Source organism: Prescottella sp. R16, from assembly GCF_030656875.1.
In the GTDB taxonomy this organism is placed as follows: Bacteria; Actinomycetota; Actinomycetes; order Mycobacteriales; family Mycobacteriaceae; genus Prescottella.
The window spans coordinates 1,214,371-1,238,460 of the sequence record NZ_CP130943.1 but is presented as its reverse complement, the minus strand read 5'-3'; the positions used below and the strand labels follow the sequence as shown (position 1 = coordinate 1,238,460).

Genomic DNA, 24,090 nt, shown 5'->3' with positions numbered 1-24,090 from the left:
CGAGGCGTTGCGAGGCTAGTCGTTGTTGAAGTAGCTCAGCAGACGCAGGATCTCGACGTACAGCCACACCAGGGTGACGGTGAGGCCGAGGGCGACGCCCCACGCGGCCTTCTCCGGGGCCTGGGCGCGGATCAGCTCGTCGGCGGCGTCGAAGTCCAGCAGGAAGCTGAACGCGGCGAGCGCGATGCACACGAGGCTGAAGATGATGGCGACGGTGCCGCCGTCCCGCAGACCGAAGCCGCCGTCGGTGAAGAAGCTGGCGACCATGTTGCCGAGCACCAGGACCACGACACCGATGAGGCCACCGATGATCATGCGGGTCAGGCGCGGGGTGACGCGGATGGCGCCGGTCTTGTAGACGACGAGCATGCCGAAGAAGACGCCGAACGTGCCGAGCACCGCCTGGCCGATGAGCACGGACGCGTCGGCACCCTGGATCTGGAACGTCATCAGGAACGACAGCGCACCGAGGAACAGGCCCTCACACACCGCGTAGGCGAGGACGATCGCCGGATTGTCCATCTTGCGGCCGAACGACGCGACCATCACCAGGACGAAGCCGACGAGGCCGCCGCCGATGACGAGCGGTGCCGCGAGGTTCGGGTTTCCGTCGACCAGGAAGTAGGAGACGATCGCCGAGATCGTCAGCACACCGAGGGTGATCGCGGTCTTGGTGACGACGTCGTCGATGGTCATGGCCCGCGACGGCGTCTGATACTGCTCGGGTGCCTGGTACTGCTGGCCGAAGCCCTGGCTCATCTGCGCGGCGCCCGCCTGCGCAGATCCGAATGTGGCGTAGCCGCCCTCCTGTTTGGGGAGGTTCTTGAACACCGGATTGCTGGTGGTACGCACCGTGCACATCCCTTCTCGTGGTCGTCTGTCTGCCGATGAAACGTCCCGCGGGGAGCGGAAAGTTCCCGCGTCCCGATACCTACGGCCCGCCCCAGATGGACAATTCGGACTCTACCGGGCAGTCCGCCCCAATCGCCATACGATGATCCGACCTCACGGTATCCGGTTTCTGTGCGAATCCAGCGGAAATTCTCGATGCGGCCGACAATCGAGTCCATGAGTACCGACAATGGACCGGACGACACCCTGGGTGTCAGCGAGAGCCTCGACTCCGACGAGGTGCGCAACGAGGACGGCGACGACGTCGTGGACGCCCCCGATCGGTGGTACGACTCCGACGAGCGGGAAACGCTCGACGAGCGGCTCGCGGAGGAGGAGCCGGACGTCCCGGTGAGCGGGGACGCCCGGGAGGACGACGACGAACTGCAGAGCGCGGAGATCGTCGACGGTGTGATCGTCGAGGATCTCGGCACGCATCGAGGTCAGGTCGACGGGGACTCCGCCGGTGGTGGTCCGGCCCGGTAGTTACCGCACGCGTGTCGACCGGGTGACGGTGAACTTGGTGTTGCGGCCCATCACGTCGGTGGGTCCGACGGTGCGGGTGAGGGCGCGCCGGTAGCCGAGGTGCGAGTTGTAGACGGTCCACAGTTCCCCGCCCGGGCGCAGGATCCGGCCGGCGGCGTCGAACATCTTGCCGGCACCACCGGTGTGGACGGCGGCGCCGACGTGGAACGGCGGGTTGCACAGGATCAGGTCGACGCTCGCGTCGGGCAGGGAGGCGGCGGCGTCGTCCCGCAGCGCCCGCACCCGGTCCCCCACCCCGTTGGCCCGCGCGGTCGCGGTGGCCGACGCGACGGCGGCCGCGGACTGGTCGACGGCGGTGACGGCGACGTCCGGTCGGGTCCGGGCGAGGTGGACGGCGAGGATGCCGGTGCCGCAGCCGAGGTCGACGGCGATGTCGGCGGCCCGCATCCGGGGCAGGAACTCGAGCAGGAACCGGGTGCCGATATCGAGTCGCGGCCCGGCGAACACGGCGCCGTGTGCGACGACGTCGAGGCCGAGTTCGTCGAGGTGCTCGGTGACGGGGTACGGGGACTCCGGCGGCAGGTCCCGTGATCCGGTGGCGACGAGGACCCGGGACTTCTGCCGGCCGAGGGTGGCGTGGACGTCGGTGAACGAGCGGCGCAGGACGTCGTTCATGGCGGGGGTGATGTGCTTGTTGCGGCCGCCGGCGTAGACGACGACGTCGGGGGCGGCGTGGCGGGCGACGGTGTCGGCGATCTCGTCGAGCTCGTCGAGACTGCGGGGCAGTTGCAGGAGCACGACGCGGGCACCGGTGAGCAGGTCCGCGCCGAGCGGCAGCGACCGGTAGTGGCCGGACAGCCCGGCCGCGTCCGCATTGTTCGCGAGCGCCTGTTCCCCGGTGAGCGAATCCTGGTGTACCCGAACGTCGCTCGCCCCGAAGCGGACGATCGACCCCAGGGTGAGCGCGCCGTAGTGGTCACCGACAACTGTCAGTTGCCCGTCCGGAGCGCCGGTGAGGGCGTCGGCGGCCTCGTCGAGGATCAGCCGGTCGGCCGCGTCGACGGCGAACAGGTTGGGTGCTTCGACGTCGGGGTGGCGTCGCATCCGGCTGAACAGGTCTTCGGCGGCAGGCATGACGACCAGTGTCCCCGACCGGGCGTCTGCGACGTCATTCGGCCGCGAGGCCGCGTTCCTCCCGGGCACCCAGGAAGTCGTCGATGTGCGTCCAGGTGGTGTCGCGGGCGGCCGGGCCGGCGAGGAGGCCGAGATGGCTGCCGGGAGCGGTCTCGAAGCGGACGGACGGCGCGCCGGTGAGGACGTCGGTGATTGCGCCGACCGAGTCGGCGGTGGCGATGACGTCGCCGGTGCCACCGATCGCCAGCACGGGGACTCGCAGTTCGGCGAGTTTGATCGTGCTGCCGCCCAAGGTGATCCGCCCCTCGTTCAGCCCGTTGCCGAGGACCAGTTCCTCGGCCATCTGGTAGAAGAGGCGGGCCGGGTAGCCGGGCATCTCGGCCATGAACCGGTCGATGGCCTCCATGCGGGCGAGGGTTTCGGTGTTGTGCAGGTTGTTCGCGACGAACCACGGTTTGAGCAGTTCCCGCTGCGGCGCGGTGGCCCGGTAGGCGATCTGCACGAGTGGTGCCGGCAGGCCGCCCATGAGTCGGGTGAGTTCGGTGACGGGGCGGTGCCCGGTGATGCGTCCGACAGTGCGGGCGACCGCCATCGTCGGGATCTTCGAATAGTCGATGGGGGTGCCGAGGGCCGTGATCGACGCGATCGGCAGGTCCGGGTGGGCGGACGCCGTCAGCAGCGACAGGGTGCCGCCGAGGCTCCAGCCGATCACGTCGACGTCGGCGCCGTCGTGGAGTTCGCTGACCCGCCGGATCGCGCCGGGCACGATGTCGTCGGTCCAGTCCTCGAATCCGAGGTGCCGGTCGGCGTATCCGATGTCGCCGTAGTCGACGACGTACGGGGTGCGGCCCGTCTCGACGAGGTGCGCCGCGAGGCTCTGTCCGGGCCGCAGGTCGTAGCAGCGGGTGGACACCGCGAGCGGCGGCACCAGCAGCACCGGCCGACCACCGGTGTCCGGACCGTAGCGGTGCAGGTCACGGTGGTGTTCCCGGTGGATCGGCGTCGACGGCGTCCGCTCCACCTTCTCGACACCACCTCCGAACGTGAGCCCCCACGCGTTGCGCACCGAGACGTTCGCCCGTGACCACCAGTTCATTTCCTGCACGCCCCTGCTCCCCTGATCGACGATCTCCGCCGCCGACATTACCGACGAGTCAGTTACAGGTCCTGTCGAGCCAGCAATTCCTCGAACGGCACGGGATCGGCATACGGATCCACCCGGTCGGCGCGCTCTCGCGCCGCCATCGCGCGGGCCAGCTCGTCGCCGGCGCGGGTGATCCGCCGTGCCAGTTCCCGGTCACCCGAGCCGGCCCAGTCCTCGGACGCCGCGTAGACGGCGGTCGGCACGGTTGCCGCGCGGAGGTACGCGAACATCGGACGGATCGCGTGTTCGAGTGCCAGGGAGTGTCGCGCGGTGCCGCCGGTCGCCCCGAGCAGTACCGGAATCCCGTCGAGGGTTCCCGGCTCGAGGACGTCGAAGAACGACTTGTACAGCCCGCTGTACGAGGCGTTGAAGATCGGCGTCACCGCGATCACCCCGTCGGACTTCGCGACGCGGTCGACGACCTCCCGCAACCCGCCACTGGGAAACCCGGTGAGCAGGTTGTCGGTGAGGGCGTGCGCGTGGTCACGGAGTTCGACGATCTCGACATCAGCGGTGATGCCCCGGCCGGCGAGTGCGTCGACGGTGGCCGCGGCGAGTCGGTCGGCGAGCAGTCGGCTCGACGACGGCTGCGTGAGCCCCGCCGAGATCACCGTCAGGGTGCGGGTGTTCCAGTCGGTCACGACAGCACCTCCGTCTTCTTCGCGGCGGCCAGCAGGCTCGCATGGGTGGGAGCCTCCGGGACGTGCGCGGGGCGCATCGCGTCCATCTCGCGACGCAGCACCGGCACGACCTCCTCGCCCAGCAGATCTAACTGCTCGAGGACGGTCTTCAGCGGCAGCCCGGCGTGGTCCATGAGGAACAGCTGACGCTGGTAGTCGCCGAAGCTCTCGCGGAACGTGAGGGTCTTGTCGATGACCTCCTGCGGGCTGCCGACGGTCAGCGGGGTCTGCTCGGTGAACTCCTCGAGCGACGGGCCGTGGCCGTAGACGGGCGCGTTGTCGAAGTAGGGCCGGAACTCCCGGACCGCGTCCTGCGAGTTCTTGCGCATGAACACCTGGCCGCCGAGCCCGACGATCGCCTGGTCCGCCGATCCGTGGCCGTAGTGTTCGTAGCGGCGACGGTAGAGGTCGATCAACTGGATGAAGTGTTCCTTGGGCCAGAAGATGTTGTTCGCGAAGAAGCCGTCGCCGTAGTAGGCGGCCTGCTCGGCGATCTCGGGGCTGCGGATCGACCCGTGCCACACGAACGGCGGGACGTCGTCGAGCGGACGTGGCGTCGAGGTGAAGCTCTGCAGCGGCGTCCGGAACTTGCCCTGCCAGTTCACGACGTCCTCACGCCAGAGCTTGTGCAGCAGGGCGTAGTTCTCGATCGCGAGCGGGATGCCCTGTCGGATGTCCTTGCCGAACCACGGGTACACCGGGCCGGTGTTGCCGCGGCCGAGCATGAGGTCGACGCGGCCGTCGGCGAGATGCTGGAGCATCGCGAAGTCCTCGGCGATCTTCACCGGGTCGTTGGTGGTGATGAGCGTCGTCGACGTCGAGAGCAGGATCCGCTCGGTGCGGGCGGCGATGTAGCCGAGCATGGTCGTCGGCGAGGACGGCACGAACGGCGGGTTGTGATGCTCGCCGGTGGCGAAGACGTCCAGGCCCACCTCTTCGGCCTTCTCGGCGATCGCGACCATGGACTTGATGCGTTCGGCCTCGGTCGGGGTCCTTCCGGTGGTCGGGTCCGCGGTCACGTCGCCGACGGTGAAGATTCCGAACTGCATGCCTACCTCCAAGGTATTAAAAGTTTCAACTATATGCCACGAACCAGCCACCGGCCCCGGATATTCCACACCCCGGCGGGGGCGGCTCAGCCGCAGGTCAGAGCAGGAAGCACGATGTGGTCGACGACCTGCTCGATGAATTCACGATCCACCGGCCGCGCGAGCACGGTGATGCGATGGAACGTCAGCGCCGGGAACACCGTGCCGACGAGGTCGACGTCCCGGCCGGCCGGCACCTCCCCTCGCTCGACGGCCCGATCCACGATCGCCCGGTACACCGCTCGGCGCGGCTCGGTGACGGCGGCACCGACGGCGGCCCGCAGTTCGCCGTCGTGCGCCATCGCGGTGAGCAGCCCGGAGATGACCGCGTCGCGGTGGGCATCGGCCCCGTGCCAGGCCGACGCCGCCATCACGAGGTCCTCCCGCAGGGAGCCGGTGTCGGGGTCCGGGTACGCGCCGTGCAACAGCGCGACGGCCTCGGCGACCAGTTCGCTCTTCCCCGCCCACCGCCGGTACACCGTCGTCTTGCCGGCACCGCAGCGGGCCGCGACGGCATCGATCGACAGCCGGTCGTAGCCGACCTCGGCCAGCAGTTCCTGTGTCGCGAGGAGCAGTTCGCGTTCACGCTCCGCGTCGCGGGGACGCCCCGCCCGCACCGACGATGCCACCCGAGTCTCCTTTCACCGGAAGGTCCAGTGTGGCGACGCGAACGCCGCCACACCAAACCCGAGTTCGTACTCAGCCCGCGTGCACCGGTGGCTTCTCCCCTGTCGCGGCCCGTGCATCGATCGCCGTGACGGTGACGATCACGCCGACGACGAGGAGCACGGCCGCACCCGCGAAGGCTGCCGTGAACCCGCTGGTGAGCGCCTCCGTCGCCCGCTCGAGCAGCGACCCGTCACCGGTCGTGCGTGCCTGGAAGTACGCCTGGTCGGCGTCGGGCAGCGAGTCGTTCGCGGTGGCCGTGGCCAGCGTGGACAGAATCGCCAGACCCATCGCGCCGCCGATCTGCTGTGCGGTGCTGAGCAGGGCCGACGCGATACCGGCGTCCGTGTGGGTCACCCCGGACACCGCACCGAGCGTCATCGGCAGGAAGCTGCTGCCGAGACCGATCGCGGTGACGAACATCGCGGGCATCAGGTGCGTGAGGTACGACGAACCCGGCTCGAGCATCGCCAACCACGCCATGCCGATCGCGGCGACGATCAGGCCCGGTCCGGCGAGCATGCGGGCGGGCAGACGGCCCGCCAACTTCGATCCGACCCCGGTCGCGAGCGCCATGCCGAAGCTGAACGGCAGATAGGCCAGACCGGTCCGGACCGGCGAGTACTCCAACACCTGCTGCATGTACAGCGACAGGAAGTAGAACGTCGCGAACATCGCCGCGCCGATGATCAGCATCGCCGTGTACGACCCGGAACGGTTGCGGTCCTTCAGCAGACGCAGCGGCAGCATCGGGTGATCGGAACGGATCTGGATCGTCACGAACAGCGCGAGCAACGCGATCGCCGCAGCGAACAGGCTCAGGGTCATGCTGTCGGTCCAGCCGTCCTCCCCACCCCGGGTGATGCCGTAGACGAGCGCGACCAGACCCAGGGTTCCGGTCACCGCGCCGGGGACGTCGAGTCGGCCACGGACGCGGTCGCCGGCGGGCAGTACCGCGGTGCCGACGAGCAGCGCGGCACCGATCGGCACGTTGACGAAGAAGATCCAGCGCCAGTCGAGGTAGTCGGTGAGCACGCCGCCGAGCAGGAGTCCGATCGTCGAACCGATGCCGGACATCGCGGCGTAGACACCCATCGCCTTGTTGCGCGGCGCCCCTTCGGGGAACGTCGTCGCGATGAGCGCGAGCGCTGTCGGTGCGGCGATCGCAGCACCGACACCCTGCAGGATGCGCGCGGCGATCAGCAGCGCCGCGTTCGGGGCGAAACCGCCGAGCAGGGACGCGACGGTGAAGACGACGATGCCGACACGGAACATCCGCCGGCGCCCGAACAGGTCACCGGAGCGGCCACCGAGCAGGAGCAGGCCGCCGAAGGCCAGGACGTACGAGTTCACGATCCAGGCGAGGCCCGATGCCGAGATCCCGAGGTCCGCTTGGATGCTCGGCAACGCGATGTTGGTGATGGTGCTGTCGAGGATCACCATCAGCTGTGCCGTGGCGATGACGACGAGCGCGAGTCCGAGGTGGCGTGGTGCCGCCGTCTCCCCTGGCGCGCGCACGGTGGGCGAGGTTGTCATGGTCGGCCTTCCTGGAGTGGTCCGCAGATTCTCGTATTCAATACGCTACCGTTTCGTATTCTATTCCCGAGGTCCTTGACCGATCACCGCGGCAGCCGTTGACTGCACGGAGAGGTCCTCTCCGCACCGCGACCCCCGAGGAGGAATCATGACCGACAAGCCCGAGGCCCGGCCCACGGTCCAGCTGTCGCCCGAGCAGCTCCGCTACGAAATTCGTGTGGGCGACGAGCCGGCCGGCTTCACGCAGTTCGTCGACGACGGGGCCCGGCGGATCTTCTTCCACACCGAGATCGACGAACGTTTCGCCGGACGAGGACTGGCGAGCACACTGATCCGCGCCGCACTCGCGGACACGACGACACACGGCAAGCGCATCGTGCCGCTCTGCCCGTTCGTCGCCGGCTTCGTCGAAAAGCACGACGACTTCGCTGATTTCGTCGATCCGGTGACACCGGAAGCCGAACGCACGGTACGCGAGGCGCTGCGCTGAGCCCTGCCACTCGGCCCGAGGCCGTGCCCCCAGTCGGACTCGAACCGACACTCGGCGGATTTTAAGTCCGCTGCCTCTGCCAATTGGGCTATGGGGGCCCCGGACAGTCTAGGCCCAGGAGGTAGTGACCTACCTCACGACCTGCCGACGGGGATCGACATGGCGATGCCGTCGAGGATGTCGTGTTCGCTGACGACGAGTTCCCGGATTCCGGCGCGCCGGTCGAGTTCGTCGGCGAGGACGGTGGTGACGATCGCGCCGCCGCCGATGACGTCGACGCGTCCGGGATGCATCGGCCCCAGTGCGGCGCGTTCGTCGTGCGTCATCGTCACGAGGCGGTGTGCGACGTCGTGCACCTGGTCGAGACTCAGCCGCGACAGGTGCACACGGTCGGCGTCGTAGTCGGGCAGGTTCTGCGCGATCGCGGACAGGGTCGTCATGGTGCCGGCGACACCGACCCAGGTGCGGGCCTGTTCCACGGGCACCCGCTCGAAGGCGTCGGCGAGCCGCTCGGACGCGAAAACCCGTGCCGCGGACACCTGCTCACCCGTGGGCGGATCGTCGTGGAGGCAGCGTTCGGTGACGCGCACACAGCCGACGTCGGTGGAGTGGGCGGCGCGGACACCGTCGGCGTCGCCGAGAACGACTTCGGTGGAACCGCCACCGAGGTCGACGACGACGAACGGCCCCTCGGACGGATCGAGTTCGCCGACGGCACCGGCGAACGACAGGCGTGCCTCCTCGTCACCGCTGATGACCTCGGCTTCCGCGCCCGGGATCACGGCGCCGAGCACGTCGCGGGTCATCGCGAAGAAGTCCTCACGGTTCGACGCGTCGCGGGTCGCGGACGTGGCGACCATCCGCACGGCGGTGGCACCGGTGTCGCGGATGATGCCCGCATACTCCTCGAGCGCCACCCGGGTGCGTTCGATCGCCTCCGGGGCGAGGGCGCCGGTGGCGTCGACACCCTGCCCGAGTCGCACGATCCGCATCAGCCGCGTCACGTCGGTGTACCGGCCGTCTGCGTCGACGTCGGAGACGAGCAGGCGGACGGAGTTGGTGCCGCAGTCGATCGCGGCGACGCGGGTCACTCGATGCCGTCCGGATCGAGGGGCCCGGTGTACTCGGGCCAGTCTGCGGGGATCGCGGTGCCGCGCAAGGGTCCTCGGGCGGCGAGGGAGACGGCCTCGTCGCCGAGCGGGTTGAGGCCCGGCCCCTTGGCAAGCGAGTGCGCGATCAGCACATGCAGGCACTTGACCCGATCCGGCATGCCACCGCCCGTGAAATCCGTTCCGAGGGAATCGATTTCGTTGCGCTCATTCAGGTACGACTCGTGGGCCCGCCGGTATGCCGCGGCGAGTTCGGTGTCGGTGCCGAGACGTTCGGTCATCTCGCGCATCACACCGGCCGATTCGAGGCGGCTCGCCTCCACGGTCAGCCGGGGATCGGTGAGGTAGTACAGGGTGGGGAACGGAGTGCCGTCGGGCAGCCGGGGCGCAGTCTTGACGACGCCGGGCCGACCGTCCGGGCAGCGGTACGCGATCGCGAGGACGCCGCGCGGGGTACGACCCAACTGGGCCTCCACGGCGTCGAGGTCTTGCTGGGGGACGGACGATTCGCTCACCCGGTGGGTACTCCTGCTTCTGGTTGTTCGGTGAGGCGCTGCCACAGATCGCTGTGCCACGCCCCGGTGGACGGCGGGGTTTCCGGTGCGTCCGGTTCCGGCGGCTTCCAGTCGCCGGGCAACTGGACCTTGTACGGGGTCTCCCCCGGCCGGACCAGGCCCAGTCGGTCCCGGGCCTGGGATTCGATCCACGCGGGATCCTCGATCTGCTCCTGCTGCCACTGCAGGTCCTCGAGATGCTGCTCGAGTTCGACCCGTTCGGCGGCGAGCCGGTCGGCTTCGGAGCGTTGCGAGAGATAGGTGCGCAACGGCACCGCGAGGGTGAGCGCCAACGCGCAGATCACCACTCCGAGAACGACGGCCTGCACGGTGGACAGGCCGAAGAACGTGCGTTCCGTTCCCGAACGCGGCACCGCCCGCCCCGAGCGCCGCATGGAGCGGACCCGGGACGGGACGGTCGCGTCGGTCGCCGCATCGGCGGCGGATGCGGCAGGCGGGCCGGAACGGACCCGGCGGGGTCGGCGAGACCCCGGGTCCGTTCCCGCGCCACGACGATCGGGGCGCCCGTCCGGGGAGGGACGACCCGACCGCGACCTACCGCGCTGACTCATCGGCTTGCTTATGCCTCGAAGGCGAAGCGCGGGAAGGCCAGGTCGCCGGCGTAGCGGGCGGCGTCACCGAGGAGTTCCTCGATGCGCAGCAGCTGGTTGTACTTGGCGACCCGCTCGGAGCGGGCCGGGGCACCGGTCTTGATCTGGCCGCTGCCGACCGCGACGGCCAGGTCGGCGATCGTGGTGTCCTCGGTCTCACCGGAACGGTGGCTCATCATCGTCTTGTAGCCGCTGCGGTGCGCGAGATCGACGGCGTCGAGGGTCTCGGTGAGCGTGCCGATCTGGTTGACCTTGACCAGCAGCGCGTTCGCGGCACCCTTGACGATGCCCTCCTCGAGACGCTCCGGGTTGGTGACGAACAGGTCGTCGCCGACGAGCTGGATCTTGTTGCCGATCTGCTCGGTGAGCGACACCCAGCCGGTCCAGTCGTCCTCGTCCAGCGGATCCTCGATCGAGACCAGCGGGTACTGGCCGAGCAGCTCGGCGTAGAACGCGCTCATCTCGTCGGCGGTGCGGATCTTGCCCTCGAACTTGTAGCCCTCGCCCTTGGTGTAGAACTCGGTGGCGGCGACGTCGAGCGCCAGCGCGACATCGGTGCCCAGCGTCAGGCCGGTCTTGGCGATCGCCTCGGCGATCAGGTCCAGCGCCTCGCGGGTGCCGGCGACGTCGGGTGCGAAACCGCCCTCGTCACCGAGACCGGTGGACAGGCCCTTCTCCTTGAGGACAGCCTTGAGCGAGTGGTACACCTCGGCACCCCAGCGCAGCGACTCCTTGAAGGTGGGCGCGCCGATCGGGGCGACCATGAACTCCTGGACGTCGACGCCGGTGTCGGCGTGGGCGCCACCGTTGAGGATGTTCATCATCGGGACGGGCAGCACGTGGGCGTTGGGGCCGCCGACGTAGCGGAACAGGTCCAGGCCGGACGCCTCGGCGCCGGCGCGGGCCACGGCGAGCGACGCACCCAGGAGGGCGTTCGCACCGAGACGCGACTTGTCCGGGGTGCCGTCGGCGTCGAGCAGGGCCTGGTCGACGGTGCGCTGCTCGGTCGCGTCGAGGCCGATGATGGCCGGCGCGATCTCGCCGAGCACGGACTCGACAGCCTTCTGGACGCCCTTGCCCAGGTAGCGATCGCCACCGTCACGCAGTTCGACGGCCTCGTGCTCACCGGTGGAGGCTCCCGACGGAACGGCGGCGCGGGCGAAGCTGCCGTCCTCGAGCAGAACCTCGACCTCCACCGTGGGGTTGCCACGGGAGTCGAGGATTTCGCGAGCTCCGACCTGCTCAATGATGGCCACGAATGCTTCTCCTTGATTGTCTTACGTGCAGGTGAAAACGGCCTGTGCCGCCGCATGAATAGTGCCAGGTCCGAGCGTAACGGCAGTAACCGACTCCCGTCGGCGGGACGCGCGCACGAACCGTGTCGCCGGCTCGGTCACCGGCGGACGCCCACCGAGTACGCGGCCGCGCGGGCGCGCACGTCCATGAGGTATTCGCCGGACAGGTTGTACGCCATGAGGGCGGTCCGCCAACCGCCCTCGGTGGTGAGATCGCCGCCGCGGGCGCACAGATACCGTGCGGCGGTGAGGGCGGCGTCGTCGATGTTGTCGGGGTCGGCGATGCCGTCGCCGTTGGCGTCGACACCCCACCGCGACCAGGTTTCGGGGATGAACTGCAGCGGGCCCATCGCCCGGTCGTGGACGGGGTCGCCGTCCATGGCGCCGCCGTCGGTGTCGGGGATCACGGCGACGCCGGGCGAGCCGTCGAGCGGGATGCCGCGGATCGGGGGGCTCACCTGTCCGTCGCCCGCCACCCGGGCCCCCAGGTACGTGCCGTGCCTGCTCTCGACGGCGGCGATCCCGGCGAGTGTCGTCCATCCGATACCGCAGTCGGGGCGGGAACGGGCCATGACGGCGGCGGCGTACCCGTACGCCTCGAGCGCGGTCGGCGAGATACCGAGCGTGCCGGACAGCGGGGTCGCCCAGTCCCGCAACTGGTCCGCGGTGCGGCCGGGGGCGTCGACGTCGATCGGCGGGAGCGGCGTGCCGGGGCCGGGCGGGATGTCGTCGGGGATCTCGATACGCGGACGGGCCTGGTCGAACTCGCCGAGGCCGGAGGCGATCGCGATCACCCCGATACCCACCGCGATCGCGAACGATGCCCCGACGAACGTCCGCAGTCGGCTCCGGCGACGGCGCGGCGGCCGGCCGTCGGGCCACTGCGGCGGCGGTCCCGGGTATCCCCGCGGCGGCTCGGGGGCGATCACCATGCGTCTGGTCACGGCGTCCATCATCCAGACCGCACGGTTGCGACGCTCGCCAGAAATGCGACCAAAACCGCATTACGGTCATAAAAGACCAGGTGGGGGCGGTTTTCGCGGTTAGTTAGGTGATGCTAGGTTCACCCCTGTTTCCAACTCGATCCAGGAGTACCCGCCATGCCCTCCACCGCGACACAGCTGTTCGGCAGCGGACTCATCGGCCTCCGCGAGGGCCTGGAAACCGGCATCGTCGTGATGATCCTGATCGCGTTCCTCGTCAAGTCCGAGCGCCGCGACGCCCTGAAATGGGTGTGGGCGGGCGTCGGCGCGGCCGTCGCGATGGTCGCGTCGATCTTCGTGATCGTCCACTTCGGCACGTCGACGGTGACCGGTACGGCCGCCGAACTGATCAGCGGTCTCGCGTCGCTGGTCGCGGTCGGCATCGTGACCGCGATGGTGCTGTGGATGCGCACCGCGGCCGCTTCGATCTCCGGGCAGCTGCGCACGGGAATGGAACGGGCCCTGTCCGTCGGCCCGGCCGCGGTCGCGACGCTGGCGTTCTTCGCCGTCGGCCGCGAGGGCGTCGAGACGGCGCTGCTGCTCGTCGGCTACGCCGAGAACACGGCCGGCAGCATGTGGCCGCTGGTCGGCCTGCTGCTCGGCATCGCTGCCGCCGCCGTCCTCACCGTGCTGCTGTACGTCGGTGCCGTCCGGATCGACTTCGCCCGCTTCTTCCGCTGGACCGGCGCGTTCCTCGTCGTGGTGGCCGCCGGCATCCTCGCGTACGGCGTCCGGGCGCTGCAGATCGCGGGCTGGCTGCCCGGCGGTTCGACGCTCGCGTTCGACGCGTCGTCGGTGTTCGACACGTCCAGCTGGTACGGCACCGTGCTGCAGGGCATCTTCAACTTCCGCCCGGATCCGACCGTCCTGCAGGCGGTCGTCTGGGTCGCCTACCTCGTGATCGTGATGCCGCTGTTCCTGCGGCCGGTCGCACCGAAACCGGCTGTGGCACAGCCCGTCACCGTTTCCTAGCGAATCCCTCCGAAAGGTTCCTCCCGTGCGTCGTACCACCTCCGCGCTCGCCCTGCTGGCGATCGCTCCCCTCGCCCTCGCCGCGTGCACGTCCAAGTCGGCCGCGAGCGACGGCACCGTCACCGTCACGGCCACCGACACCACGTGCGACGTGTCCGCGACGTCCGCCGAGACCGGGAACACGACGTTCGCGATCACCAACAACGGAGCGAAGGTCACCGAGTTCTACGTGTACGGCGCGGGCGACCGGGTGATGGGTGAGGTCGAGAACGTCGGGCCGGGTCTGACGCGTCAGCTCATCGTCAACCTCGCCGAGGCGGGGACGTACCACACGGCGTGCAAGCCGGGCATGGTCGGCGACGGTATCCGCACCGAGTTCACGGTGACGGGCGATTCGGTGGCCGCCACCGATGCGGACGGTCGGCTGGCCGAGGCCGCGGCCGGTTACCGGCGGTACATCGACAGCCAGGTCACGGCACTGCAGGAGACCGCGGCGACGTTCGTGGCAGCGATCGCGGCGGGCGACGTGGCCGCCGCGAAGGCGCAGTACCCGCTCACCCGCACCTACTACGAGCGCATCGAGCCGGTCGCCGAGAGCTTCCCCGACGACCTCGATCCGCGCATCGACCTGCGCGAGGTCGACGTCGAACCGGGCTGGAACTGGACCGGCTTCCACCGGCTCGAGAAGGACCTGTGGGTGACCGGCCTGCAGCCGGACACGAACGCCATCGCCGACCGACTGCTCGCCGACCTGCAGGAACTGGCCGACGGTGTCGACTCCCCCGACTTCGTGGTGGATCCGATCCAGGTGGCCGGCGGCGCGCAGACACTGCTCGACGAGATCGCCCGCACCAAGATCACCGGCGAGGAGGACATCTTCTCGCACACCGACCTGTACGACTTCCAGGCCAACGTCGACGGCTCGCAGGCCGCGATCGCCGCGGTCCGCCCGATCCTCGACGACCGCAACCCGGAGCTCGCCGCGCGGATCGATCAGCGTTTCGCCGAGCTCGACGCCGAACTCGCGCAGTACCGGGCCGGCGACGGCTTCGTGTCGTACGACACCGTCACCGAACCGCAGCGGCAGACCCTGTCGCAGAAGATCGACGCGCTGTCCGCCGAGGTGAGCCAGGTCCAGGGTGTCATCGCAGGATAAGACGCAGATCTCGCGGCGACGCCTGTTCGGTGCCGTCGGGGCGGGCGCCGTCCTGGCCGGTACCGGTGTCGTCGTCGGGCGGGCGACCGCCCCGGCCGGAACACCGTCGTCCACAGTGGCGTTCCGGGACGCCCACCAGGCCGGCATCGTGACGCCCGCACAGGACCGCATGCATTTCGTGGCGTTCGACGTGATCACCGAGTCGCGGGACGAACTGGTGGCGCTGCTGCAGACGTGGACCACGATGGCCGAACGGATGACCGCCGGCGAGGAGGCCACCGAGGACGGTGCGACGGGGGCCGGCGAGTACCACCCGCCCTCCGACACCGGGGAGGCCCTCGACCTGTCGGCGTCGAAGTTGACGCTCACCATCGGGTTCGGGCCGTCGCTGTTCGTCCGGGACGGCGTCGACCGGTTCGGTCTCGCCGACAAGCAGCCGGCCGCACTCGCCGATCTGCCGAAGTTCACCGGCGACGCCCTCGATCCGGCCCGCTCCGGCGGCGACATCGCGATCCAGGCGTGCGCCGACGACCCGCAGGTGGCCGTCCACGCCGTCCGCAACCTGGCCCGTGTCGGCTTCGGCGTGGTGGCGGTGCGCTGGTCGCAGCTCGGGTTCGGGCGCACGTCGTCGACGTCGACGTCGCAGACGACGCCACGAAACCTGTTCGGGTTCAAGGACGGAACCCGCAACCTCAAGGCCGAGGACCCGGCCGCGCTCGACGAGCACGTGTGGGTGGACGGCGCCGACGACCAGCCGTGGCTGGCGGGCGGTTCGTACCTGGTAGCCCGGCGTATCCGGATGCTCATCGAACCGTGGGACCGCACCACCCTGCACGAGCAGGAGCGGGTGTTCGGGCGCAGCAAGGGCAGCGGTGCACCGCTGGGCCGCAAGGACGAGTTCGACGATCTGCAACTCGACGCCAAGGGGGCCGGCGGCAAACCCGTCATCGACAAGGACGCCCACGTGCGGCTGGCGTCGGCGGAGGAGTTGGGCGGTATCCAGATCCTGCGCCGCGGCTACAACTTCACCGACGGCACCGACGGTTTCGGGCACCTCGACGCCGGACTGTTCTTCATCGCCTACTGCCGCGACCCACAGAAACAGTTCGTGCCGATGCAACAGAACCTGTCCCGCAACGACGCACTGAACGAGTACATCCAGCACGTGGGGTCCGCGGTCTTCGCGGTGCCGCCGGGAGTCGGTGACGGCGACTACTGGGGGTCGACGCTGTTCACGTGAGGAACCCCGCCGGTAGGTGCCGACGGACCGATCCCTCGACAGAACCGGCGGGTAACCGCATTTCGCCCTACGGTGACGGCATCGGACCGATCCGGACAAAGGGGCGCACATGCAGAGCCAGTTCGACGAACTCGCCGACCTCTACGAGGGAATGGCCAGCTGGCCCTTCAGACGGCACCTCGAGATCCCCAATGTGCTGGCCGCACTCGGCGACCTCGAGGGCCGTGACGTCCTCGACTTCGGTTGCGGCAACGGCATGTACTCGCGGTGGCTGAGAGAACAGGGCGCACGGCGGGTGGTCGGCTACGACGTCTCCGACGGCATGCTCGACCATGCGCGTCGACAGGAAGCGAGCAGCCCCCGCGACATCTCGTTCACCTCCGATCTCACCGACGATCTGGCGGGGTGTTTCGATCTGGTCCTGGCCGTGTACGTGTTGCCGTACGCCACTACCCGGGACGAACTCCATGACATGTGTGCCCAGATGGCACGGCCGCTCCGTCCGGGCGGGCGTCTCGTCACCCTGCCGATCCATCCCGACTACGTCCGGGATCCGTCGTACTACGAGCGCTACGGCTTCCGGCTGACCCCGATCGGTCCGGACGGGGACGGCGGTCGCGTCGAGCTCGACCTCTTCGACCCGTCGAACCGCGAAGCCGGCGAGGACACCGTCACCGCATATGTGTGGAACAAACCGAGCATCGACGACGCCCTGCACACTGCCGGATTCCAACTGGTCCAGTGGATGGACCATGCCCGGGTGAGGACACCGGAGGCGGACACCGAAGCACACCTCCTGCGCGACTACTGGGAGAAACCGCACGCTGCCATCCTCAACTGCCGCAAGCAGTGACCGTCCGGGCGCGCTGATAAAGTGCCGCTCATGGACATCGAGGTCGACAGAATCTAGCCACCGGACTGCCGGTGGCGTTGCCGATCGGGCGCGGACCGCGCCTCGGCTGACGATCCATGCCCTTTTCCGGGCTCCATCCCGGCATTTCCGCCTCGCACCGATCACGTATCCCGCGTGCACAGCGATGTCGACTCTGCCGGACGACGTCCGTCCTACCCGGTGACCTCTCGTGATCGGTCGTTCCCTCGGCCCCGCTGATCGGCAACCTTCCACGAAAGGGACGGCAACGCATGAGTGCCTCCGCAATCACCCTGAGAGACCTCACCTTCGAATGGCCCGACGGCACCGTCGCGCTGGACCGCGTGAGCGGCACCTTCACCACCGGGCGCACCGGACTCGTCGGCCGCAACGGGGCGGGCAAGTCCACGCTGCTCCGACTGGTGGCCGGGCTGCTCCGGCCCACATCCGGGCGGATCGACACCGTCGGAGAAGTAGGTCATCTCCCCCAGACGCTGACCGCACGCAAGGACTCGACCGTCGCCGAGCTCCTCGGCATCGGCGGGATCGTCGAAGCCCTCCGGGCGATCGAGGGTGGAGATCCGGATCCTCGACACTTCGACACGGTCGGCGACGACTGGGACATCGAGGCGCGCGCAGACGAGGCCCTGCACGAGATCGGCTTCACGGCAGCCGATCTCGACCGCCCGGTCGCCACGATATCCGGGGGCGAGGCCATGCTCGTCGCCATCACCGGCCTGCGGATCCGCCGCACCCCGATCACGCTGCTCGACGAGCCGACGAACAACCTCGACCGGCCCACGCGTGCACGACTGGCGGAGATGGTCGACAACTGGACCGGCACGCTCGTGGTCGTCAGTCACGATCTGGAACTGCTCGAGCACATGGATGCCACCGCCGAACTGCACGACAGCCGGATCGAGGTGTTCGGCGGCCCGTACAGCGCGTGGAAGGAGTATCGCGAGCAGGAGCAGGCGGCGGCCGTGCAGGCTGCGCGTTCGGCCGAGCAGGCACTCGAGGTCGAGAAACGTCGGAGGATCGAAGCCGAGACGAAACTGGCCCGGCGTGAACGGACCGCGAAGAAGACGCAGAAGGACGGTGGGATCCCCAGGATCCTGGCGGGGAACCGGGCCGGCAAGGCACAGGTGTCCGCCGGATCGATGCGTTCGACACTCGCCGCCAAGGTCGAGGCCGCCCAGGCCGCCGTCGACGCTGCGGATCTGCGCGTGCGCGAGGACGAACACATCCGACTCGACCTCCCCGACCCCGATGTCCCACGGGGCCGGCGACTGGCCGAGTTCCACGACGGCGACCGCTCGATCGTCGTCCAGGGTCCGGAACGTGTCGCGCTCGTCGGCCCCAACGGCGCGGGCAAGTCGACGCTGCTCGAACACCTCGTCCACGGCACGGTCGGGGATCCGGATCGAGTGCGGGCAGTGTTGTCGACGGACCGCGTCGGTTATCTCCCCCAGCGTCTCGACAACCTGGACGACCGCCTGAGCGCTCTCGAGAACGTCCAGGAGGTCGCCGCCGGCACAGCAGCCGGCACGATCCGCAATCAGCTCGCGCGTCTGCTGATCCGAGGCAGTACCGCCGACCGACCGGTCGCGACACTGTCGGGCGGCGAACGCTTCCGGGTGTCGCTCGCCACACTGCTCCTGGCGGATCCACCCGCGCAGCTACTGGTCCTCGACGAGCCCACGAACAACCTCGACGTCACCAGCGTCGAACAACTGGCCGAGGCGCTCGACGCCTATCGCGGTGCGATGGTGATCGTCAGTCACGACTACGAGTTCCTGCGCAAGATCGGCATCGACGTGACCCTGGAGCTCGACGGGAACGGCCGAATCGCGAAGCACCACAACGATTCACCCAGCTGATGGCCGCTCAGCTGCTCCAGTAGGTTCGCCAGTCGTCCGCCCCGAGTCCGCCCCACGCGACACCGTCCGCGTGCGCGGCGGACTCGGCGGCCCGGATGCGGTCGACGAATCGCAGTGTGGCCGTGCGGAGGTCGTCCTCGGCACTGGTCTCACCGCCCAGCCGGACCGTCCGCAGTTCACCGGGGACGAGGTCGTCCGGCAGCCCGGCCTTCCGGGCCCGCGAGATCACCTTCTCCGCCAACGCGAGCGCCGGCTGCTGCAACGCGATGCCGTCGATGCAGGACTGCCGGGCCTTCTCCGCGGCCTTGCGGGCCTCCCAGGCCCGTTCCTGTTCGGCGATGTCGATCGGCCCGTCGAGGCCGTCGGCGAGGTGCGGGCTGCGGTGCACGAGTTTCGCGACCAGGTCCGCGGCGACGTCGTCGACGGTGAACTCGCCGGCCGCCTCGGCGATCCGGGAGTGGAACAGCACCTGCAGCAACAGGTCGCCGAGTTCTTCCCGGACCGACACCGGGTCGCCGGACTGGATCGCGTCGAGCAGCTCGTAGGTTTCCTCGAGCAGGTAGGGGCGCAGCGAATCGTGGGTCTGGGTGGTCTCCCAGCCCCCGGCCCGCCACAGCCGGTCCATGACCGCGGCGGCTTCTTTCAGCGCCTCCCCCAGTGTTCCTCCCACGGTGTCAGGCACAGTGCACGTCCACCGAGCCGGCGGCCTTGCCGTCCATCGCGAGCAGGAAGTCGGCGATGTACTGCAGCAGTTCGACGTCACGCAACCGGTCTGCACCGATACCACCGGACCCGGCGCGCGGCAGCGGCATCTGCACCAGGCCGGTGGTGGCCCGGTACTGGGCACTCGGATAGATCCGCTTGAGCCGCAACTGCTTCGAATCGGGCAGCTGCATCGGCGAGACCTTCAGCTGGGTGCCGGTGACCGCGACCTCCTCGATCCCGTACTCGCGGCACAGCAGGCGCAGTTTCGCGACCGACACCAGCCTCCGCACCTCCTCGGGCAGCGGCCCGTACCGGTCGACGAGTTCCTCGATCACGGCGGCGATCGCGTCGGAGTCGGTGGCGGCGGCGAGCTTGCGGTACCCCTCGAGCCGCAGCCGGTCGCTGGTGACGTAGTCGGGCGGGATGTGCGCGTCGACCGGAAGATCGATGCGCACCTCCTTGACCTCCGGCTCGGTGGTGACGGGCCGACCGTCGGCGACTGCGCGATACGCCTCGACGGCCTCGCCGACGAGCCGCACGTACAGGTCGAATCCGACGCCGGCGACGTGGCCGGACTGTTCGGCGCCCAATACGTTTCCGGCGCCGCGGATCTCGAGGTCCTTCATCGCGACGGCCATGCCGGCGCCGAGGTCGGAGTTCTGCGAGATCGTGGCGAGCCGGTCGTACGCGGTCTCGGTGAGCGGCTTCTCCGGCGGGTACAGGAAGTAGGCGTAACCGCGTTCGCGGCTGCGGCCGACACGTCCGCGCAGCTGGTGCAGCTGCGACAGGCCGAGCGAGTCGGCGCGTTCGACGATGAGGGTGTTGGCGTTGGAGATGTCGAGGCCGGTCTCGATGATCGTGGTGCACACCAGCACGTCGAACTCGCGTTCCCAGAAGCCCTGCACGGTCTTCTCGAGGGTTTCCTCGTTCATCTGCCCGTGAGCGACCACCACCCGGGCCTCGGGTACGAGGTCGCGGAGCCGCTTGGCGGCCTTGTCGATCGAGGAGACCCGGTTGTGGACGTAGAACACCTGGCCGTCGCGCAGCAGTTCGCGCCGGATCGCGGCGGCCACCTGCTTGTCCGCGTACGCGCCGACGTACGTGAGGATCGGGTGCCGCTCCTCGGGCGGGGTGAGGATCGTCGACATCTCCCGGATGCCGGCCATGCTCATCTCCAGGGTGCGCGGGATCGGGGTGGCCGACATGGTGAGCACGTCGACGTGGGTGCGCAGCGCCTTGATGTGTTCCTTGTGTTCGACGCCGAACCGCTGTTCCTCGTCGACGATCACCAGACCGAGGTCCTTCCAACGGACCCCGGTCTGCAGCAGCCGGTGGGTGCCGACGACGATGTCGATCTCGCCGTCCGCGAGCTGCGTGATGATCTCCTTCGACTCGCCCGGATCGGTGAAGCGGGACAGGCCGCGCACCTTGACGGGGAAGTTCGCCATCCGCTCGGCGAACGTCTGCAGGTGCTGCTGCGCGAGCAGTGTCGTCGGGACGAGCACCGCGACCTGCTTGCCGTCCTGCACGGCCTTGAACGCGGCCCGCACCGCGACCTCGGTCTTGCCGTAGCCGACGTCACCGATGACGACGCGGTCCATCGGGACCGGCTTCTCCATGTCGGCCTTGACCTCGTCGATGACGGTGAGCTGGTCGTGGGTCTCGGTGAACGCGAACGCGTCCTCCATCTCCTTCTGCCACGGCGTGTCCGGGGCGAACGCGTGACCGGGTGCGGCCTGCCGGGCCGCGTACAACTGCACCAGTTCGCCGGCGATCTCTCGAACCGCCTTGCGCGCCTTGCGTTTCGTGTTCTGCCAGTCGGATCCACCGAGCTTGGACAGGGCCGGCAGTTCACCGCCGACGTACCGGGAGAGCTGGTCGAGGGATTCCATCGGCACGAACAGCCGGTCACCGGGCTGACCGCGTTTGCTCGACGCGTATTCGAGGACGAGGTATTCGCGACGGGCACCGCCGACGGTGCGCTCGACCATCTCGACGAACCTGCCGATGCCGTGCTGGTCGTGGACGACCATGTCGCCGGCGGTGAGCGCCAGCGGGTCGACCTGGTTGCGGCGCTTGGCCGGCATCTTCCGGCCGTCCCCGGCGGCCGCGACCCGGTTACCGGTGAGATCGGCCTCGGTGACGATCACCAGGCCCGGGACCCCGGCGCCCTCGTCGCCCGGGAGCACCAGCCCCTCGTGCAGCGAGCCGCACAGCACCCCGACCAGTCCGCGGGCCGGTTCGGCACCCGGCGCGAGTTCCCCGGCGGGGACGTCGGCATCGCGCAGCCGCTCGAGCACCCGGTTGGCGGTGCCGCCGCCGGCGACCACGACGACGGCACGCCCACCGGTGGTGACGTGTGCGCGCAGATTCACGAACAGCATCGACAGCAGTTCGTCGGATCCGCGGACCTCGGGGGCGTGCTGCACGGGCAGCACCAGTTCGTCGTCGCGTCCGGACGCGAGCGGGCTGATCGTCCACCACGGCCGGCCCTGCGCCTCCGCGTTCTCCCGCACCTGGGTCAGCGACCGGTACGCCGACGCCCCGAGATCCGAGCCGCCGAGCACGGACGTGTCGATCGGTGCCGCGCCGCCGAGGGAGGCCGCCGTCCACGACGCCTCGAGGAACTCCTGCCCGGTGCGCACCAGGTCGGTGGCGCGGGTGCGGATCTTCTCCGGGTCGCACAGCAGCACGTGGGTCTGCCGGGGCAGTACCTCGGTGAGCAGCTGCAGTTCACCCGGCTGCAGCAGGGGCAGCAGTGCCTCCATGCCCTCGACGGGAATACCGGCGGACAGTTTGTCGAGCATCTCCACGAGGGCGGCGTCGGCCGGGTTCTCGGCGGCCAACTGCGCGGCCCGGTCCCGCACCGGTGCGGTGAGCAGCAGTTCCCGGCACGGCGGCGCGACGACGGTGCCGACCTCGAGTTCGGCCAGCGACCGCTGGTCGGCGACGGAGAACGCGCGCAGCTCGGTGATCTCGTCACCCCAGAACTCCACGCGCACCGGATGATCCGCGGTGGGCGGGAACACGTCGAGGATGCCGCCGCGGACCGCGAACTCGCCGCGGCTGCCGACCATGTCGACCCGTGTGTACGCGAGCTCGACCAATCGTTCGATCAACGCGTCGAACTCGTACTCGGCGCCGACCCGGAACACGATCGGCTCGATCTCCCCGAGCCCCGGCGCCATCGGCTGCACGAGCGACCGGACGGTCGTGACGATCACCTGCAGCGGCGGACCGTAGACGGTGTCGTCGGGGCGTGCGAGGCGACGGAGCACGTGCAGTCGGCGTCCCACGGTGTCGGAGCTCGGCGAGAGCCGTTCGTGCGGCAGCGTCTCCCACGACGGGAACTGGACGGCGGCGTCGCCGATCACCTCGCGCAGTTCGGTGGTGAGATCGTCGGCCTCACGCCCGGTCGCGGTGACGACGAGCAGTTGTGTCCGGGCTGCCAGCGCGGCCGCGACGAACGGCCGGGCTGCGTTGGGGGCGACGATGTCGAAGCCGGCGCGGCCGATGTCGTCGGCCACCTGCCCCACGGCGCCGTCGGTCAGTGCGGTGCGGACGAGTCCGGCCAGAGGAGTGGAGGACGGCGGCGTGGAAGACAACGAGTGCGCTCCTGATGTCGTGAATGCAGACCGCTCGATTCTAGGCGCGCACCCCGACATCGGACCGGGGGCTACCCGCCGAGCTGTGGGTTCGCCTCGAGATTCGTCAACCCGTTCCAGCACAGGTTGACCAGGTGCGCGGCCACGACTTCCTTGGACGGGGTGCGCTCGTCGAGCCACCACGTGGCGGTGGTGGCGACCATGCCGACGAGGGCCTGCGCGTACAGCGGTGCCAGGTCGGGGTCGAAGCCGCGGCGCCCGAAGTCGCCACCGAGGATGTGCCCGACCTGGCGGACGGCCTCGTTGAGGAGGCTCGAGTAGGTGCCTTCCTTCGCGGCCACCGGCGAATCGCGTACGAGGATGCGGAATCCGTCGGTGTGTTCCTCGACGTAGGTGAGCAGGGCGAGTGCTACCCGTTCGACCCGGATCCGGGACCGGTTCTGGGTGAGCGACGACGTGATCATCTCGAGCAGCTTCGACATCTCACGGTCGACGACGACGGCGTAGAGGCCCTCCTTGCCGCCGAAGTGTTCGTAGACGACGGGCTTGGAGACCTGGGCGCGGGCGGCGATCTCCTCGATCGACGCGGCCTCGTAGCCGCGTTCGGCGAACAGGGCCCGGCCGATCTCGATCAGCTGTTCCCGGCGCTGGGTTCCCGTCATGCGGATACGTGGCGCCTTCTCCCCCGCTGCGCGCTCGTTCGTGGTTTCCCGTGCTGGTCGCGACACGCGAATGACCGTCCTTTCCGACACGCCGCAGCGAAAATCTCCGAGCAGTTCGACGCGCGGCGCGTCGGCATGCGAGGATCGTTCCCGCGCCGCCGACGGCAAGCTCGCCGGCGCGGCGATCCGCCGTAGTGTAATGGCAGCACCTCTGATTTTGGTTCAGATAGTTCAGGTTCGAGTCCTGGCGGCGGAGCCTCTTGCTCGGACTTCCCGGTCCGGTTGTGATTCCCCGCACGGATGCACGACGTCACTGGTCTCGGACGCGTTGC

Annotated in this window: 22 protein-coding genes and 2 tRNA genes; 8 read left to right on the top strand and 16 right to left on the bottom strand. The window is 69.3% G+C overall.

The features are described from left to right. Positions 1-15: 15 nt before the first annotated feature. On the bottom strand, positions 16-852 hold the full coding sequence (locus Q5696_RS05865; protein WP_305094264.1) for a Bax inhibitor-1/YccA family protein: 837 nt from the start codon (positions 850-852) through the stop codon (positions 16-18). 216 nt (positions 853-1,068) lie between these two features. Here Q5696_RS05865 and Q5696_RS05860 point away from each other — a divergent pair, with 216 nt between their 5' ends. Further along, entirely contained in the window at positions 1,069-1,377 is a 309-nt protein-coding gene (locus Q5696_RS05860; RefSeq protein ID WP_305094263.1) for a hypothetical protein, read from the top strand. Here the strand turns inward: Q5696_RS05860 and Q5696_RS05855 are convergent, their stop codons facing one another. The 6 genes from Q5696_RS05855 to Q5696_RS05830 form a co-directional block, all read right to left on the bottom strand. Continuing rightward, on the bottom strand, positions 1,378-2,511 hold the full coding sequence (locus tag Q5696_RS05855; protein WP_305094262.1) for a class I SAM-dependent methyltransferase: 1,134 nt from the start codon (positions 2,509-2,511) through the stop codon (positions 1,378-1,380). Positions 2,512-2,545: 34 nt separating this feature from the next. Further along, positions 2,546-3,607, bottom strand: coding sequence for an alpha/beta fold hydrolase (locus Q5696_RS05850; protein WP_305095150.1), 1,062 nt, complete (start codon positions 3,605-3,607; stop codon positions 2,546-2,548). A 62-nt stretch (positions 3,608-3,669) separates the two neighbouring features. Continuing rightward, positions 3,670-4,296 (bottom strand): FMN reductase, encoded by a 627-nt coding sequence (locus Q5696_RS05845; protein WP_305094261.1) that lies wholly within the window; start codon positions 4,294-4,296, stop codon positions 3,670-3,672. Continuing rightward, positions 4,293-5,384 (bottom strand): LLM class flavin-dependent oxidoreductase, encoded by a 1,092-nt coding sequence (locus tag Q5696_RS05840; RefSeq protein WP_305094260.1) that lies wholly within the window; start codon positions 5,382-5,384, stop codon positions 4,293-4,295. Before Q5696_RS05840 ends, Q5696_RS05845 begins: the two co-directional genes overlap by 4 nt. Positions 5,385-5,470: 86 nt before the next feature. After that, positions 5,471-6,052 (bottom strand): TetR/AcrR family transcriptional regulator, encoded by a 582-nt coding sequence (locus tag Q5696_RS05835; protein WP_305094259.1) that lies wholly within the window; start codon positions 6,050-6,052, stop codon positions 5,471-5,473. 70 nt (positions 6,053-6,122) lie between these two features. Beyond that, entirely contained in the window at positions 6,123-7,625 is a 1,503-nt protein-coding gene (locus Q5696_RS05830) for an MFS transporter (RefSeq protein WP_305094258.1), read from the bottom strand. 148 nt (positions 7,626-7,773) lie between these two features. Here Q5696_RS05830 and Q5696_RS05825 point away from each other — a divergent pair, with 148 nt between their 5' ends. Continuing rightward, the gene (locus Q5696_RS05825) at positions 7,774-8,115 is read left to right on the top strand and encodes a GNAT family N-acetyltransferase (protein ID WP_305094257.1); all 342 of its coding nucleotides are present in this window, start codon (positions 7,774-7,776) and stop codon (positions 8,113-8,115) included. 24 nt (positions 8,116-8,139) lie between these two features. Here the strand turns inward: Q5696_RS05825 and Q5696_RS05820 are convergent. From Q5696_RS05820 to Q5696_RS05795, 6 genes are all read right to left on the bottom strand, one after another. Next, a tRNA-Leu gene (locus tag Q5696_RS05820) sits at positions 8,140-8,213 on the bottom strand. 36 nt (positions 8,214-8,249) lie between these two features. After that, positions 8,250-9,206 carry a Ppx/GppA phosphatase family protein gene (locus Q5696_RS05815; RefSeq protein WP_305094256.1) on the bottom strand — a complete coding sequence of 319 codons (957 nt, stop codon included), beginning with the start codon at positions 9,204-9,206 and terminating at the stop codon, positions 8,250-8,252. Beyond that, positions 9,203-9,739, bottom strand: coding sequence for a DUF501 domain-containing protein (locus tag Q5696_RS05810; RefSeq protein ID WP_305094255.1), 537 nt, complete (start codon positions 9,737-9,739; stop codon positions 9,203-9,205). Before Q5696_RS05810 ends, Q5696_RS05815 begins: the two co-directional genes overlap by 4 nt. Next, positions 9,736-10,152, bottom strand: coding sequence for an FtsB family cell division protein (locus Q5696_RS05805; RefSeq protein ID WP_305094254.1), 417 nt, complete (start codon positions 10,150-10,152; stop codon positions 9,736-9,738). The genes Q5696_RS05810 and Q5696_RS05805 overlap by 4 nt, the downstream gene beginning before the upstream one ends. A gap of 206 nt (positions 10,153-10,358) precedes the next feature. Next, complete coding sequence (eno, locus tag Q5696_RS05800; protein WP_305094253.1) at positions 10,359-11,645, bottom strand: phosphopyruvate hydratase; 1,287 nt, start codon at positions 11,643-11,645, stop codon at positions 10,359-10,361. Between the two features lie 137 nt (positions 11,646-11,782). After that, positions 11,783-12,637 (bottom strand): lytic transglycosylase domain-containing protein, encoded by an 855-nt coding sequence (locus Q5696_RS05795; RefSeq protein ID WP_370654869.1) that lies wholly within the window; start codon positions 12,635-12,637, stop codon positions 11,783-11,785. Between the two features lie 147 nt (positions 12,638-12,784). Between Q5696_RS05795 and efeU the strand changes: the two genes are divergently transcribed. From efeU to Q5696_RS05770, 5 genes are all read left to right on the top strand, one after another. Next, entirely contained in the window at positions 12,785-13,639 is an 855-nt protein-coding gene (gene efeU / locus Q5696_RS05790) for an iron uptake transporter permease EfeU (protein ID WP_305094251.1), read from the top strand. A gap of 25 nt (positions 13,640-13,664) precedes the next feature. Beyond that, on the top strand, positions 13,665-14,795 hold the full coding sequence (gene efeO, locus Q5696_RS05785) for an iron uptake system protein EfeO (protein WP_305094250.1): 1,131 nt from the start codon (positions 13,665-13,667) through the stop codon (positions 14,793-14,795). Further along, the gene (gene efeB / locus Q5696_RS05780; protein WP_305094249.1) at positions 14,779-16,035 is read left to right on the top strand and encodes an iron uptake transporter deferrochelatase/peroxidase subunit; all 1,257 of its coding nucleotides are present in this window, start codon (positions 14,779-14,781) and stop codon (positions 16,033-16,035) included. Before efeO ends, efeB begins: the two co-directional genes overlap by 17 nt. 109 nt (positions 16,036-16,144) lie before the next feature. After that, entirely contained in the window at positions 16,145-16,888 is a 744-nt protein-coding gene (locus Q5696_RS05775; protein ID WP_305094248.1) for a class I SAM-dependent methyltransferase, read from the top strand. 290 nt (positions 16,889-17,178) lie between these two features. Next, positions 17,179-18,786, top strand: a complete 1,608-nt coding sequence (locus Q5696_RS05770) for an ABC-F family ATP-binding cassette domain-containing protein (protein WP_305094247.1) — start codon at positions 17,179-17,181, stop codon at positions 18,784-18,786. A 7-nt stretch (positions 18,787-18,793) separates the two neighbouring features. Here Q5696_RS05770 and Q5696_RS05765 read toward each other — a convergent pair whose 3' ends face one another. Genes Q5696_RS05765 through Q5696_RS05755 form a run of 3 tightly spaced genes read right to left on the bottom strand, consistent with a single transcriptional unit; the run spans position 18,794 to position 23,758 of the window. Beyond that, entirely contained in the window at positions 18,794-19,411 is a 618-nt protein-coding gene (locus tag Q5696_RS05765) for a nucleoside triphosphate pyrophosphohydrolase (protein WP_305095149.1), read from the bottom strand. Positions 19,412-19,460: 49 nt separating this feature from the next. Next, positions 19,461-23,156, bottom strand: coding sequence for a transcription-repair coupling factor (gene mfd, locus Q5696_RS05760; protein ID WP_305094246.1), 3,696 nt, complete (start codon positions 23,154-23,156; stop codon positions 19,461-19,463). Between the two features lie 11 nt (positions 23,157-23,167). Continuing rightward, complete coding sequence (locus tag Q5696_RS05755) at positions 23,168-23,758, bottom strand: TetR/AcrR family transcriptional regulator (protein ID WP_305095148.1); 591 nt, start codon at positions 23,756-23,758, stop codon at positions 23,168-23,170. Between the two features lie 185 nt (positions 23,759-23,943). Between Q5696_RS05755 and Q5696_RS05750 the strand changes: the two genes are divergently transcribed. Continuing rightward, a tRNA-Gln gene (locus Q5696_RS05750) sits at positions 23,944-24,014 on the top strand. Positions 24,015-24,090 lie beyond the last annotated feature (76 nt).